Genomic DNA, 14,473 nt, shown 5'->3' with positions numbered 1-14,473 from the left:
ATCCTATATTATAGAAAGAATAAGTTTTCTCTTGTAAAGAAGGAGGGCAAAATGAGAAAGTTAATTATTTGTTCTTTAATTTTAATCGTAATTGCGGCGGTAACATTCTCTTGCGCTGAAAATATGGACAGCAATTTAAATCAAACGGGACTGCTGGACCAAAACGGAAATTTAATAACTAACACATTGATTTTCACCAATAGAATTACTTTTAATAGCAATCTTCCAGAGTGGTCGCTAAACATTTCGGACGATTATATAATCATAACTAATATAATGCACCTTACAAATTATGAAGTTGTATATAAAACTAATTATTATCTTCCAAATCTGCCAGACAGTCCTACGGATTATTATAGGGTTCGAGTTCCTTTTGCCATAAGCGGAAGCGACTATGTAACCGTAAGCTATAAAGATATTCCAAGAATAAAACAATTATGGCTAGACCAGCTAAAAAGAAAAGGCGCCGCTGATAAAGAGCAAAATGTATTCGCAATAAGAAATAGAGATAATGACGGCGGATTTTGGTTTCAAGATAAAGATTTCCAAAGCATGAGAAACGGAATATACGACTATTATTATTTTGCGGATAACGGCGATTTATATTATAAAGGCGGAGATAAAAATAATAAGAACCAAGCAATATTAGTGAAAAAATTTGTCGGAGCTGCAATAGTCGATTATTTGAAAGCAGGCACCATTGAAGACCTTAGAAATCGAACGGGAGAATGGACGGTTGGCGGCATTTACAAAATGGCTATAGATGTAAACGAGGCTAGAACGAGATTTAAAGGAGGCGGGGCAATAGAAGGAGTTTACGATTTTATAGCGGCTCCAGATACGGGCGCTTATCTTTGGGGCGACAAACCAAAATTTATGAGACAATTCTATAATACAAACTTTATCGAAATTCTCGTTTTGAATCCTTATAATAATAATGGACAGCTAAATTGTTTGGGAGTAGATTCCTATTACGCGTATTTTGGAGATACTAAATCTATAGAACATAATAAAGAGGGGGCTTCTCCTCCTATTAAAGGATTTACCGAAAAAAATATGCCATGGATGACGGAAGAAAATTTGTATATGGCGGCAAGACCCGAAGGAAATGTTGCGGTTTTAAATAGATGGGCATTTTTCACAGGTCAGAATAAAAATATTGGAGACTTTGAAGATTATAATAAAAACTGGAAATTCTTGGCTATGCCTGGAGAGGCGTATTAATATTGTTTAATGAAAAAGCCAAATAAAAATAGGAGGTAAGGTTATGTGGATGAAAATTAGAAAAGTAATTTATTTATTTTTTACTGCCGTTATGTTTACGGTAATTGTTGTAGGCTGCGCCAGTAATATGGACGCTGAAGATTTGACTCAAACTGGAGTATTTGACCAAAACGGAAATTTAATAACGAATACATTGATTTATACCAATAGAGCTAATTTTAGCGGCAGCATTCCTATTTGGGCTACAAATCTTAAAGTAGATTATGTAATTCAAACTAATGTTGTCAATTCTACAAATACGAATTATCAAATTATATACGAAACTAATTATTATGTTCCAAATTTGCCAGAGAGCGCCGCGGATTATTATCAGCTTTATGTTCCTTGGGCAAGGAAAGGAACCGACTTTGTCACCATAAGCTATAAAGATATTGAAGGAGTAAAACAATTATGGCTCGACCAAGTTTTTAGAAAAGGCGATAGCGATGGAAAAGTATTTGCAATAAGAAATAGAGACAATAAAGGAACTTATTGGTATGATATAAAAAATCCTTTCCAAGAGGCTGCCACTTCGCAGGAAGGATATTTGGGCATGGGAAGACAAGATTATTATTATTTTGCAGATAACGGAGATATAGTTTATAAAGGCGGCGATAAAGATAACGAGAATGGAGAAACGATAATTAAAAAATATATGGGCGGGGCTATAGTTAATTATAGGAACAAGTATTATAAAAACGGAACGAATACTGGAATATTTACAATAGGCGGTATTTATCAAATGGCAATAGATGTAAACAGAGCGCGTGAAAAATTTGCGGGTTCTGGACCTACGGACGGAGTTTACGAATTCATAGCCGCTCGTAAAGGCGGAGATTTTTTAAGACAATATTATTCTACCGACTTTATTGAAATTCTTGTTTTGAATCCTTTTGGAAACTCGGATGGAATATATAGAGACGGATGCATGGCGCTGGACTCTTATTACGCTTATTACGGAGAGGATAATACGCCTGGAGCTTATCCAGTTAAAGGATTTACTACCGAAAATATCGAATGGATGACTAAAGCTCATTTGTATATTTCAAAAAGACCCGAATGGATAATTCCAGAGCTAAATAAATTTACTTTCTTTACGGATCCAGATAGAGGATGGAGATTCTTGGCTATGCCTGGACATAAATATTAAATATTTTTGTTTAAGGGGAAGCAAATGAGAAATCTAATTTATTTATTTTTAATTGTCGTTATGTCTATAGTAATCTCTACTTGCGCAAGCGGTTTGGGAAACGGCAATTTAAATCAAACGGGATTATTAGACCAAAGCGGAAATTTGATAACGAATACATTGATTAAAACCAATATAGCTTATTTTAAAGGAACTATTCCGATTTGGGCGACAAACGGAAAATTTGATTATGTGATTTACACTAATACAAATTCCGAGATTGAAATTAGATATACAAACGAAGTCATATATCCAGATTATCCAGATGACGCTTCAGATTATTATAATATAACCGTTCCTTATGCTGGAAAAACATATTATACGGTAAGCTATAAAGATACAAACAGATTAAAACAAATATGGCTCGACCAAATTTTTAGAAAAGGGCAGAGCGATGGGAAAGTATTTGCCATTAGAAATAGAGATAACGGTAAAGATAATTGGAGAGATATAAATAATTTTCAAAATCTGCAAAAAGACAGCAGCGGCGCTTCGAGATATGATTATTATTATTTCAAAGATAACGGAGATATAGTTTATAAAGGCGGCGATAAAAATGTCTGGGATAAGGAGCATTTAGTAAAAAGATTTGTCGGAGCGGTTATAGTAGATTATAGAAAGGTAAAAGAAAGGTCTAAACCAGAAGAAGGTATTTTTATTGTGGATAAAGTTGAAAATACTGGAGAATGGACAGTCGGAGCTATTTATAAAATGGCTATAGATGTAAACGAAGCTAGAGAATTATTTAAAGGTTCGGGAGTTCAAGATGGAGTTTATAATTTTATAGGTATTCGTAAATTGACAGCCGTAAATCGCACATCTGTAGCTATGTTTACAAGACAATTCCATAATACCAACTTCATGGAAGTTCTTGTTTTGAATCCATATTCGGTAGAATGGGAACTTAATAAAGGAACTTCTAAATGTTTAGGAGTGGATGCTTATTATGCCTATTATGGAGATTATTATTCCGAAGAAGGAGAGTTGAATGTGAAAGGTTTTACGCATGAAAATTATCCTTATATGACGGATGAGAATTTGTATTTAGGAAAAAGACCAGAAGATATAGTTCCATTGCTCAGTTATACTACTCGTTTCACGGAAACAATTTATAACTGGAGATTCTTGGCTATACCTGGGCATAGATATTAAATATTTTGTTTAAGGGGAATTAAATGAGAAATCTAATTTATTTATTTTTAATTGTCGTTATAGCGATAGTAATGTCCGCTTGTTCAAATAATTTGGGAGCGAAAAATTTAAATCAAACGGGATTATTAGACAAAAGCGGGAATTTAATAACGAATACATTGATTAGAACTAATGTTGCTTATTTTAGAGGAACTATTCCTATTTGGGCGACAAACGGCAAATATGATTATGTAATTACTACCAATGTAATTTCTGGTTCAGACAAAGATTCTATCGAGATTGAAATTAAATATACAGACAATGTTATCTTTCCTGATGTGCCAGAGGATGCTTCAGATTATTATAGTATAATTGTTCCTTATGCTGGAAAAACTTATTATACGGTAAGCTACAAAGATACAAACAGATTAAAACAACTATGGCTCGACCAAATTCAAAGAAAAGGGCAGAGCGATGGAAAAGTATTCGCAATTAGAAATAGAGATAATAACAGAGATATAAATAATTTTCAAAATCTGAAAGAAGACAGTAAAGGAGCTTCTAGATACGATTATTATTATTTCAAAGACAACGGAGATATAGTTTATAAAGGCGGCGATAAAAATGTCTGGACAAATGAACATGTAATGAAAAAACTTGTCGGAGCGGTTATAGTCGATTATAGAAAATGTGTAGAGAGAACGGACTGGCATAACAATAACTATGCTGCGGATAAAATAGAAAATACTGGAGAATGGACGGTTGGAGCTATTTATAAAATGGCTACTCCCGTAAACGAAGCGAGAGAATTATTTAAAAACGGCGGAGAAATAGAAGGCGCTTACGATTTTATAGCCACTCGTAAATGGATATGGTATTTCAATAATGACTTCTATCAGGATAAAGTATATTATGTTCGACAATTTTATAATACAAATTTCATGGAAGTTCTCGTTTTGAATCGTAATAGGGACTGGGACGATATGTCGGGCTGTTTAGGCGTGGACGCTTATTATGCCTATTATGGAAGTTATAGGTCTCAAGAAGGCGACCTTAATCCAAGCGGTTTTACGCATGAAAATTATCCATATATGACGGATGAGAATTTGTATTTAGCTCATAGACCAGAAGATATAGTTCCATTGCTAACCCATACGACTACTTTTGCGGATGCAATGCGTGGCTGGCGTTTTATGGCTATGCCTGGTCATAAATATTAATTAAGGAGAACCAGTAAATGAGAAAGTTAATTTGTTTATTTGCAATTATTGTCATAATTACGACTATCGGGATGATTTCTTGCGCTTATAATCAAACTTCTAATTTACAACAAACGGGATTATTAGACCAAAGCGGGAATTTGATAACGAATACATTGATTAAAACTAATATAGGTTATTTTAAAGGAAGTATTCCTATTTGGGCGACAAACGGCAAATTTGATTATATAATTACTACTAATACAAATTCCGAAATTGAAATCAAATATACTAACGAAGTCATATATCCCAATTATCCAGAAGACGCTTCAGATTATTATAGTATAACCCTTCCTTATGCCGGAAAAACCTATTATACGGTAAGCTATAAAGACACGAATAGATTAAAGCGATTATGGTTCGACCAAATTCAAAGAAAAGGGCAGAGCGATGGAAAAGTATTCGCAATTAGAAACAGAGATAATAATGGAAATATAAACGATTTTCAAAATCTGCAAAAAGACAGCAGCGGCGCTTCGAGATACGATTATTATTATTTCAAAGATAACGGCGATATAGTTTATAAAGGCGGCGATAAAAATGTCTGGACAAACGAATATTTAATGAAAAAATTTATCGGAGCGGTTATAGTAGATTATAGAAAAATAACTGGAAAATCGATTCCAGAAGAAGGTATTTTTAAGAAGGATGAAGTTGAAAATACTGGAGAATGGACTGTCGGAGCTGTTTATAAAATGGCTATAACAGTAAACGAAGCGAGAGAATTATTTAAAGGCGCGGGCGCTCAAGAAGGAGCGTATAATTTCATAGGTATTCGTAAATGGACTTATGTAAATCAGTATGTTAGCGATAGAAGGATGCTTACAAGACAATTTTATAATAACGATTTTATGGAAGTTATAGTCTTAAATCCTTACTCTAATGAAGGAAATGCCGAGTGTTTGGGCGTGGACGCTTATTATGCATATTATGGAGATTATAGCTCCGAAGAGGGCGACCTTAATCCAAATGGCTATACGGCGGAAAATTATCCTTATATGACGGATGAAAAATTATATTTTGGAAAAAGACCTGAAGATATAGTTCCGTTATTGAACCATACGACTACCTTCACGGATTCAATTTATGATTGGAGATTTTTGGCTATGGCGGGACATAAATACTAATACTAGCAATCAGCCTCCTTATTTAAGCCTTCGGGCGTTTATTTTGAAAAAGGCGCTTTCATTGACTTGCTGAAAGCGTCTTTTTTATTATCATTTTAATTATTAATAAAAATAAATTTGACATAAAAATTTTTTATAATATAATAAAACTTATGAATAAATATATTGCCATACATAAAATAATTAATATTTCGATATTTATGCTTTTTCCAATAGCGGGTTATATCATATTTGAGCATAATCAAATAAGAAACGGTTTTTACGGAATTATTTTGATTATTCTTAATTTAATCGAAATTGGAATTTTTACGGCTTTTATTATCGTATCCTCAAAATGCGAATGGGGAACGAGAAAACAGCATGCCTTTTTGAAAGGAGCAATTGCTTTTTTTATATATCTTATTATAGTAGTATTTACTATGATTTATTTAATTTAATTTCAAGGAGAAAAAATGGGAATTTTAGATTTTTTTAATAAAAAAGAAAATAAAGACAAATATATTAAATGGCTTAAAAAGAATGCTGGCGAAAGAATGGACGCAAACAGAAAAGAATTATTCAAACCCGACAGATGCGATTTCCATTTGGATAGATACGATTTCGCTTCAAAATATATAAAAGATGGAAATAAAGTTTTGGATGTCGCAAGCGGAACAGGATACGGCGCTTTTAATATGAGAAAAAATAATCCTACCATAGATGTAATTGGCGTTGAGATAGACGAGATGGCTGTAGAATATGCAAATTTCATATACGGGGGGGGGTAATTTCATATTTAAAAGGTAGCGTATTGGATTTGCCTTTTGAAGATAATACTTTTGATGTCGTTACTTCGTTTGAGACTATAGAACATGTCGAGGACGATAAAGGACAAGTAAAAGAAATTTTAAGAGTATTGAAAAACGGAGGACTTTATATAGTTTCTACGCCGAATGCTTGGAGTAAACATTTATTTGGAAAAACTAAATACCATGTAAGAGATTATATTTATGAGGAAATAACTTCTCTTTTGAGCGAATATTGTAAAATCCTCGAATGTTATAATCAGAATAGCGGAAGTATAACTCCGTTTAATCATAGGCAGAAGCGAGGAATAGTAAAGACTACAAACGAAAATAAGGAGTTGGCAGAATGCTTTATTTTAGTATGTCAAAAAACTTCTTAAAATATAAATTAGGAAAGTTAAGTGATTTTTATATATGCGATTTATGTTATTTTAATGTATTTATTTTATCCTTTAATATTTGCAATATTTTCAATAATGGCGCTTTTCAACAAATCTATAAGAAAAGGCGCTTTTTCAAGATTGGGTTTTATTTATCCTAAAGAAAATAACAGAAACGCCGTTTGGATTCATGCAGTAAGCGTTGGGGAAATTGTCGCAGTTAAAGAAATAGTTTTTAGTTTGGCTGAAAAAGGCTATTCGGTTTATCTTTCCACAACTACAGTCGGAGGATTCGATATTGCTAAAAAAAATTACGGAGACAAAGTGGAATTATTTTATTTGACTTTAGATTATCCTAATATGATAAATAAACTTATCAAATTAATTTCTCCCGAATATGTAATGATAACGGAAATAGAAATCTGGCCCACAATGATTTATATGCTTCACAGAAAACTTATTCCGCTTTATATGATTAACGGAAGAATCGGAAAAAAAGAAATAAAAGGATATAAGAATTTTCAATTTTTCTTCAAGCCTTATTTTAATATGTATAGAAAAATTCTTGCTCAAAGTCAAATTGATAAAGAAAATATGATTAAAATCGGAATGCCCGAAAGTTTGATAACGGTTACGGGAAATTTGAAATACGATATTAACTATTCGGTTAATGAAGAAAAAATAGACGATTTGGAAAGCAGAATTCCCGCAAATAAATTTATAATAACCGTTGGAAGCTCGCATCATAACGAAGAGGAGATTATATTAAAAGCGATTGATTCTTTGGGAATAAAAGAAAATGTTTTTATAGTAATCGTTCCGAGAGATATTAACAGAGGAAACGAAATAAAAGAAACTGCTTCAAAATTGGGCTATAATCTTCCTCTTTATATGGAATACGAAAAAAACTCCGAAGACGGAATTATAATAAATACGATTGGCGAACTTTTGAATTGGTATAAACTCTCCGATTTGGTTATAATGGGCGGAACTTTCATTGGAAATGTCGGCGGGCATAATATTTTGGAGGCGATTTATTTTAAGAAACCTGTTATTCTCGGAAGATACATGTATAATTTTATTGAAATTTACGAATACATGAAAGAATGCGTTTTTAATTGCGAAGATAAAAATAAACTTGCCGAAGTGATAAAATACGCTTACGAAAACGAAGAAATTAGAAATTCCATCTCCGAAAAAGCTTATAATCTGCTTATACAAAATAACGGCGCTTCAAAAAGAACTCTCGATATTATAAATAAATTTCAGGGCATATCAGAATAAAAAGAGGAATAAAAATTTGATTTAAATATTAAACATTCAAATTAAAATAATCGCTTGCGCTATATAAAGAACCGATAACCAAAGATGGAATGTTTTTTTCTTTCGATAATTTTTGCATATATTTTACAGCTTCGTTAAAATCTTCAATATGAATTGCATTTTCTCTGCCTTTAAAATATTGATAAGTTTTATAACTGTCGTTTTCTTTATAATTCGTATTCGGCGAACTTACGATTATAAAAGCGTTGGCGTCTTTCAAAATTTCGCTCATTGATTTTATATCTTTTTCGCTTAAAGGAGCAAAAAGTATTATAAGATAATCATACCATTCGTAAATAGTTTTTAATATTCTCAAAAGCGATTTTGAATTATGCGCTCCGTCAATTATTATATCGGGATTTCTTTGAACGAAAGTAAGCCTCGCGTTTATATTGAAATTTTTTATAGAATCTATGGCGTTATAAAATAATTTTTCGTTATCGTTTAAATTATTCATAAGCAATTTGAAAGATTTGAAAGCCAAAGAAATATTTTCCGATTGATGCTCGCCAAGTAAAGCGGTTTTAAAATTATAATTTTCATTTTTTTCAATATAATTAAATTCCAATATTTTATTCGTATTTGAAATTATTTCGGCATTAAAATCTTTTTTGAAAATATATAATTTGGAATTTTTTTCTTTCGCGATTTTTTCGATTATACTTATTGATTCTTTTTCCTGATAGGCGGACACTACAATCGAATTTTCTTTTATTATTCCAGCTTTTTGTTCGGTTATTTCTTCAATAGTATTTCCGAGTATTTCCGTATGGTCATAAGAAATCGAAGTTATCACGCTTATAGAAGAATCTACAATATTTGTGCAGTCGAGTTTTCCGCCAATTCCAACTTCGATACAGGCATAATCGACATTTTGAATATAAAAATAATACAGCCCAATTATAGTAAATATTTCAAATACCGTTATATCGCATATTTCGTTTTCGTCCAAAATATTTTTTATTTTTTTAGTTATATCGATAAAATCTTTTTCGCTTATCCATTCGTTATTTATCGCTATTCTCTCTCTGACATTTATTATATGCGGCGAGACGAAAGAAGCGGTTTTATATCCCGCCGATTTTAGCATATTCGATAAAACTAAAGTCGTTGAACCTTTGCCTTTAGTTCCCGTTATATGAATTATCTTAAAAGTTTGTTTATATTCCAAAATATTTAAAATTTCTTTGACATTGTTAATATGATTAAAATTATTCTTATGCAAATTTTTAGAATTTTTTTTGCCCATAAAAGAGTAAATATAATTTAAAGCTTCGTTTATATTATTCATTTTTATTTTATTCCAAGAAGTTTTTATAAAATATATAATATTTTTTAAAAATTGAAATAATGAATTTTATTTAAAATAAATTTTTCAGCCGTTCAGTAATTTTTTAGCATATTCGTTTCCAATTTTCGATATATTTCCCGCTCCAAGTGTCAAAATAATATCGCCGTCTTTTTTCATTTTATCCAACTCGGGAATTATATCTTCTATATTTTGTATATATTTTGTTTTATTATTTCCATTTTTTACAATATCGTAAATCGTCTCTCCGCTTATGCCCGAAATCGCATTTTCACCTGCAGCATAAATATCAGTAATGATTAAATTGTCAACATCTTTGAAAGCGTCCTTAAAATAATTCAATAATAATTCCGTTCGGCTGTATCTATGAGGCTGAAATATTGCGATAATTCTTCTGTTTTTGTAAGCCGTTTTTACCGAAGATAGCGTTGCCTTTATTTCCGTTGGATGATGAGCGTAATCGTCAAATATGATTATCTCTTTATCATACAATTTATTTAATCTTCTTCCGACTCCCTCGAATGTTTTGAGTCCTTCTTTTATAATTTTTGTATCAATATCCAAATGATGACAAACTCCAATCGAAGCGAGAGAATTCAAAATATTATGATTTCCGATTAATGGAATTTCAAATTCTCCCAAAGATTTATTTTTATAATATGCGGTAAAATAAGTTTTCGGAGTTTCTATTATGATGGATTTTTTATCGACATAAAAATCGTATTCGTCCGAAAAACCGTAGGAATAATATTTTTTCACGGCGCTTTTTGACAAATCTTTAACGACCGCGTCCTCGAAACATAAAAAAGAACATCCGTAAAACGGAACTTTATTTATAAATTCCAAAAACGCGACTCTCAAATTTTCTACATTCTTATAATAATCCAAATGGTCGTTATCTATATTTGTAACCACATTAATAACGGGAGATAATCTTAAAAAACTTCCATCGCTTTCGTCCGCCTCGCAAACCATATATTCGCTGTCCAAATCTTCGCATAACGCGTTGCTTTTCAAATTAAAATGATTTCCTCCTATTATGCAAACGGGATTAAGCCCCGCGTAGACCATTATTTGACTGATTAAAGATGTAGTCGTAGTTTTTCCATGCGAGCCTGAAATCGCTATTCCGTATTTCAAACGCATAAGTTCCGCGAGCATTTCTCCTCTCGATATAACCATAATCTTTTTTTTCTTCGCTTCAATTATTTCCTCGTTTGTCGGACTTATCGCCGAAGAAGTGACAACGGCTATAATATCGTCTTCTATATTGCCCGCTTTATGTCCGTAAAAAACTTTAATTCCGCTCTCTTCCAGCGATTTAGTTTTTTCAGTTTTCGATAAATCGCTTCCAGTAATCGTATAGCCCATAGCGTTAAGGACGCTTGCAATCGCGCTCATTCCTATTCCGCCTATTCCCACAAAATGTATTTTTTCTTTTTTTCTTTTAAACATCGTAAACATATTTCAAATATCCTATTTCGTCCGATTATGATTTATAATTTTTATAATTTATTTTTTTATTTTTTCCGATTCCAATTTATCGACAATATCCGTCACTATTGAAGAAACCGCTTTTGCTGTAAAATTTTTCTTAATATTATTTCGCATAGTTTGGAGTCTTTCGTCATTATTCAAATTCTTTATTATTATATTGCTTAATTTATCTTTATCCAAATCCGCCTCCTCTATCAAATAAGCCATATCTTTATTTGACAAATCCAAAGCGTTAAAATATTGATGATTATCCGCCGCATAAGGAAAAGGAATTAAAAGAGACGGAAGATTAACGGCAAGTATTTCGCTTATCGAACTGCTTCCCGCTCTCGATACCATAAAATCCGCAGCATGCATTAAAGTCGGCATATCTCTATAATAACTGTGAACGGTTATATTATTTATTTTTGCCGTATTTACTTTTTCAATCATTTGATTCGCCCATTTCGGTCCCGCAAGCCAGACTATTCGCAAATTTTCCACTTTAGATTGAATTGGTTTTATGCATTCAAAAAATAATTCGTTTAATTTCAAAGCGCCTTGTGAACCGCCCATGATTACGAGCAGTTTTTCGTTTTCTTTTAACCGCATCACATTTCTTGCGCTTTCTCTATTAACGATAAAAAAATCTTCTCGGACGGGATTTCCAAAAACTTTTCCTTTAGGCATATATTCCAAACTTTTACTGAAAGTTAAATAGCAGCATTTTGCATGTTTATAAAAAATTCTATTCACTTTTCCCGGGATGGAATTTTGTTCGCATAAAAAAATTGGAATCTTTTTCCATTTTGCCATATATAAAACGGGAAGCGCCACAAATCCTCCCATTCCGATTACGCAAACGGGCTTATGTTTTTGTATTATTTCGTTTGCCTTTAGTAAAGCGGGAATAAATCTCAATATAAATGCTATATTCTTAAATATATTTCCAGGAGCGTTTATATTTAGGCTATTAAAATTATAATGATTTGGAATAAGGCTATAGTCTTTTGTAGCCACAACTAGACGAGGATTATGTCCCGATTTTTTTAAAAAGTCGTAAATTGAAATCGCGGGCGTTATATGTCCCGCCGTTCCTCCTCCGCATAATATTATATTCATGATTCTCTCCTTTGAGTTATTTTTAATAAAAGCGCAAACATAATCATATTTGCGGTTAAAGCGTTTCTTCCGTAGCTTATTATCGGAAGCGGCATTCCAGTTGTCGGAATCATAAGAGTCGCCACCATAATATTTAAATATGCCTGCAAACTTATAAATATCGTTATTCCGAAAGAAATATTTTTTAAAAACAAATCGTTAATCCGGGACGATATTATAAATCCTCTTATCGTAAAAGAAAAATATAAAAGAAGTATTATTATATTTCCGATTAAACCGTATCTTTGAGAAACGGATGCAAATATAAAATCGGTTAAAGCGGCAGGCAAATGCGTGCTTACTTCCAAAATATTTTCATCGGGAATCCCTGAAATTCCTCCGTAATTGAAAGCTAATCTTGCTCTTCTTGCCTGATATACATCCTTTTCCGACTGATTTTGCGGGTCAAAATAAGCGTTCACTCTGCTTTTCATATAAGGGACATTAAATATAAAAATAATAAATAATATCACAAGAAATATTGCGGATATTACTAAATTTTTAGTTGGAATTCCAGTATAAGAAAATATTGAAAAACCAACCATTGCAAATAATAAAGCCGTTCCAGAATCTGGTTCTACCAATATAAGAACTGAAACGATAAGCAAAACTATAAGCGGAGGAAATAAACCTTTTTTGAAATCTACAAGTTTATCTCCTTTTTTACTCAAAACGCTCGCCAAATAAATTGTAATCGTTATTTTAGCCATTTCGGAAGGCTGAATTGTAAAACTCGAAGCGATTAAAAGCCATCTCTTTGCATAACTTCCTGGAACGGTTATACCGAATATTAAAACGGCTATCAATAATAATAAAGTTACAACCAATAATAGAGGCACTATTCTATCGAGCAAATCAAAAAAGTCGGGCAATATAAGAATTAAAATCGTTATCGCAAGCATAAATATCATTAAATGCGAATGATTTGAAAAATATTCTCCGTTCGGTTCATGAATAATCTGCGCTCCGTAAATAGCCAAAAGTCCCGCTATCAATAAGGCAATATATATTATAAGCAAATATTTATCAGGCATCAATTTTCTTTTTATCATAAAAAATCCATTAAATTATTATTATCATTTCCGCATTATTCTATAAACTAAAGACGCTTTAAGTTCCACAAAAACTCTGCTGTTATAATTTGGAAGTCCCACATGCAATCCTCCCGTCATAAGAACATTTAATTTTAGTCGGTTTTCTAAAAAATTAAAATAAATTATTCCCGCGACTCCCAATTTATGAGTCATTATTTTTGAATTTAAAAGATAAGTCAAATCGTAATATCCTCCCAAATATATCGGATTAATATTCGCAAGTATAAAAGCTTCATCCATAATTTCAATTTCGCTTCGTTTATGCAAAATAGCCGTTCTCGGTTCGTAATAATAATTTTTATCTCCCGCAAAAATATAATTGAGACTAAAATTATTTATAAATACAAGATTTGCAAATTTGAAAACAAGATAAGGAGAGACGCCGAACATAAAACCGAAAGAATTGTATTTTTGCATTTTTGATAAAGCTTCGGCGGAATAGTCGATTCCTTCGTTTGTAGAAAATCCCGCATAACCGTAATTCATAATATTATACATGATTATAAAATTAGCAAACGCTCTTATTCCGAAAAAAGATAAAGGGCGTATATCCGCATAAACTCCAACCATGTCGGAAGCTAATGAAAAATTATTTTCGATTCCGAATTCCGCTTTATTTCCGTCCCATAAAAAACCGTTTCTATTTTTATATAAAGACACTCTATAATATAATTTCGTTTCGGCGTTAAATTTAATCGGATTATAGCCTCCAGAAGCGGTTTGTTCTATATAAATTTCATGGATTCTATTTGTATTTTCTAAATTTGTGGAAGGTTTATTATTGATATCGAATACTGGCATATCGGACAGATTTATATTAAAAAGCGGATTTATACTCGCGTAAACGAAATTAAAGCATAAAAAAAACGCCGTTATAATATTCAAAATATTCAATTTTCTTAATAACATTTATATAACTTGATTAATAAATTTAAAAATAAAATAAACATAATATTTTATTTATATAATATAGTTT

General features: G+C 31.8%; 14 protein-coding genes. 9 read left to right on the top strand and 5 right to left on the bottom strand.

What is annotated here, in order from left to right; genetic code table 11:
- The first annotated feature begins 51 nt into the window (after nucleotides 1-51).
- From ACR0QS_RS04695 to ACR0QS_RS04655, 9 genes are all read left to right on the top strand, one after another.
- Nucleotides 52-1,224: a hypothetical protein gene (locus ACR0QS_RS04695; RefSeq protein ID WP_432632286.1), complete on the top strand. Its 1,173-nt coding sequence runs from the start codon at nucleotides 52-54 to the stop codon at nucleotides 1,222-1,224.
- Nucleotides 1,225-1,267: 43 nt separating this feature from the next.
- The gene (locus ACR0QS_RS04690; RefSeq protein ID WP_432632285.1) at nucleotides 1,268-2,413 is read left to right on the top strand and encodes a hypothetical protein; all 1,146 of its coding nucleotides are present in this window, start codon (nucleotides 1,268-1,270) and stop codon (nucleotides 2,411-2,413) included.
- 24 nt (nucleotides 2,414-2,437) lie between these two features.
- Nucleotides 2,438-3,604, top strand: coding sequence for a hypothetical protein (locus ACR0QS_RS04685; RefSeq protein WP_432632284.1), 1,167 nt, complete (start codon nucleotides 2,438-2,440; stop codon nucleotides 3,602-3,604).
- Nucleotides 3,605-3,627: 23 nt separating this feature from the next.
- Nucleotides 3,628-4,803 (top strand): hypothetical protein, encoded by a 1,176-nt coding sequence (locus ACR0QS_RS04680; RefSeq protein ID WP_432632283.1) that lies wholly within the window; start codon nucleotides 3,628-3,630, stop codon nucleotides 4,801-4,803.
- A gap of 17 nt (nucleotides 4,804-4,820) precedes the next feature.
- Nucleotides 4,821-5,969 carry a hypothetical protein gene (locus ACR0QS_RS04675; protein WP_432632282.1) on the top strand — a complete coding sequence of 383 codons (1,149 nt, stop codon included), beginning with the start codon at nucleotides 4,821-4,823 and terminating at the stop codon, nucleotides 5,967-5,969.
- 152 nt (nucleotides 5,970-6,121) lie between these two features.
- The gene (locus ACR0QS_RS04670; protein WP_432632281.1) at nucleotides 6,122-6,406 is read left to right on the top strand and encodes a hypothetical protein; all 285 of its coding nucleotides are present in this window, start codon (nucleotides 6,122-6,124) and stop codon (nucleotides 6,404-6,406) included.
- Nucleotides 6,407-6,421: 15 nt separating this feature from the next.
- Nucleotides 6,422-6,736, top strand: coding sequence for a methyltransferase domain-containing protein (locus ACR0QS_RS04665; RefSeq protein ID WP_432632280.1), 315 nt, complete (start codon nucleotides 6,422-6,424; stop codon nucleotides 6,734-6,736).
- The gene (locus tag ACR0QS_RS04660; RefSeq protein ID WP_432632288.1) at nucleotides 6,706-7,134 is read left to right on the top strand and encodes a class I SAM-dependent methyltransferase; all 429 of its coding nucleotides are present in this window, start codon (nucleotides 6,706-6,708) and stop codon (nucleotides 7,132-7,134) included. Before ACR0QS_RS04665 ends, ACR0QS_RS04660 begins: the two co-directional genes overlap by 31 nt.
- Before the next feature lie 54 nt (nucleotides 7,135-7,188).
- Nucleotides 7,189-8,418: a 3-deoxy-D-manno-octulosonic acid transferase gene (locus ACR0QS_RS04655; protein WP_432632287.1), complete on the top strand. Its 1,230-nt coding sequence runs from the start codon at nucleotides 7,189-7,191 to the stop codon at nucleotides 8,416-8,418.
- A gap of 28 nt (nucleotides 8,419-8,446) precedes the next feature.
- Here the strand turns inward: ACR0QS_RS04655 and ACR0QS_RS04650 are convergent, their stop codons facing one another.
- The 5 genes from ACR0QS_RS04650 to ACR0QS_RS04630 form a co-directional block, all read right to left on the bottom strand.
- A complete protein-coding gene (locus ACR0QS_RS04650) occupies nucleotides 8,447-9,748 on the bottom strand; it encodes a bifunctional folylpolyglutamate synthase/dihydrofolate synthase (RefSeq protein ID WP_432632279.1) in 1,302 nt (433 codons plus the stop codon).
- Nucleotides 9,749-9,832: 84 nt separating this feature from the next.
- On the bottom strand, nucleotides 9,833-11,221 hold the full coding sequence (gene murC, locus ACR0QS_RS04645; RefSeq protein ID WP_432632278.1) for a UDP-N-acetylmuramate--L-alanine ligase: 1,389 nt from the start codon (nucleotides 11,219-11,221) through the stop codon (nucleotides 9,833-9,835).
- Between the two features lie 57 nt (nucleotides 11,222-11,278).
- Nucleotides 11,279-12,364 (bottom strand): UDP-N-acetylglucosamine--N-acetylmuramyl-(pentapeptide) pyrophosphoryl-undecaprenol N-acetylglucosamine transferase, encoded by a 1,086-nt coding sequence (locus ACR0QS_RS04640; RefSeq protein WP_432632277.1) that lies wholly within the window; start codon nucleotides 12,362-12,364, stop codon nucleotides 11,279-11,281.
- Nucleotides 12,361-13,455, bottom strand: coding sequence for an FtsW/RodA/SpoVE family cell cycle protein (locus ACR0QS_RS04635; RefSeq protein WP_432632276.1), 1,095 nt, complete (start codon nucleotides 13,453-13,455; stop codon nucleotides 12,361-12,363). The genes ACR0QS_RS04640 and ACR0QS_RS04635 overlap by 4 nt, the downstream gene beginning before the upstream one ends.
- A 24-nt stretch (nucleotides 13,456-13,479) precedes the next feature.
- Complete coding sequence (locus ACR0QS_RS04630) at nucleotides 13,480-14,406, bottom strand: toxin A (protein ID WP_432632275.1); 927 nt, start codon at nucleotides 14,404-14,406, stop codon at nucleotides 13,480-13,482.
- Between the last annotated feature and the right edge of the window lie 67 nt (nucleotides 14,407-14,473).

It is taken from the genome of Brachyspira sp. (assembly GCF_050873525.1).
GTDB lineage: Bacteria > Spirochaetota > Brachyspiria > Brachyspirales > Brachyspiraceae > Brachyspira.
The sequence above is the reverse complement of the archived record's forward strand: the minus strand, read 5'-3'. Positions and strand labels throughout refer to the sequence as shown.

Coding starts and splice junctions, on each gene's coding strand:
- ACR0QS_RS04695 (WP_432632286.1), top strand. CDS start 52: ATGAGAAAGTTAATTATTTGTTCTTTAATTTTAATCGTAATTGCGGCG.
- ACR0QS_RS04690 (WP_432632285.1), top strand. CDS start 1,268: ATGTGGATGAAAATTAGAAAAGTAATTTATTTATTTTTTACTGCCGTT.
- ACR0QS_RS04685 (WP_432632284.1), top strand. CDS start 2,438: ATGAGAAATCTAATTTATTTATTTTTAATTGTCGTTATGTCTATAGTA.
- ACR0QS_RS04680 (WP_432632283.1), top strand. CDS start 3,628: ATGAGAAATCTAATTTATTTATTTTTAATTGTCGTTATAGCGATAGTA.
- ACR0QS_RS04675 (WP_432632282.1), top strand. CDS start 4,821: ATGAGAAAGTTAATTTGTTTATTTGCAATTATTGTCATAATTACGACT.
- ACR0QS_RS04670 (WP_432632281.1), top strand. CDS start 6,122: ATGAATAAATATATTGCCATACATAAAATAATTAATATTTCGATATTT.
- ACR0QS_RS04665 (WP_432632280.1), top strand. CDS start 6,422: ATGGGAATTTTAGATTTTTTTAATAAAAAAGAAAATAAAGACAAATAT.
- ACR0QS_RS04655 (WP_432632287.1), top strand. CDS start 7,189: ATGTATTTATTTTATCCTTTAATATTTGCAATATTTTCAATAATGGCG.
- ACR0QS_RS04650 (WP_432632279.1), bottom strand. CDS start 9,748: ATGAATAATATAAACGAAGCTTTAAATTATATTTACTCTTTTATGGGC.
- murC (WP_432632278.1), bottom strand. CDS start 11,221: ATGTTTAAAAGAAAAAAAGAAAAAATACATTTTGTGGGAATAGGCGGA.
- ACR0QS_RS04640 (WP_432632277.1), bottom strand. CDS start 12,364: ATGAATATAATATTATGCGGAGGAGGAACGGCGGGACATATAACGCCC.
- ACR0QS_RS04635 (WP_432632276.1), bottom strand. CDS start 13,455: ATGATAAAAAGAAAATTGATGCCTGATAAATATTTGCTTATAATATAT.
- ACR0QS_RS04630 (WP_432632275.1), bottom strand. CDS start 14,406: ATGTTATTAAGAAAATTGAATATTTTGAATATTATAACGGCGTTTTTT.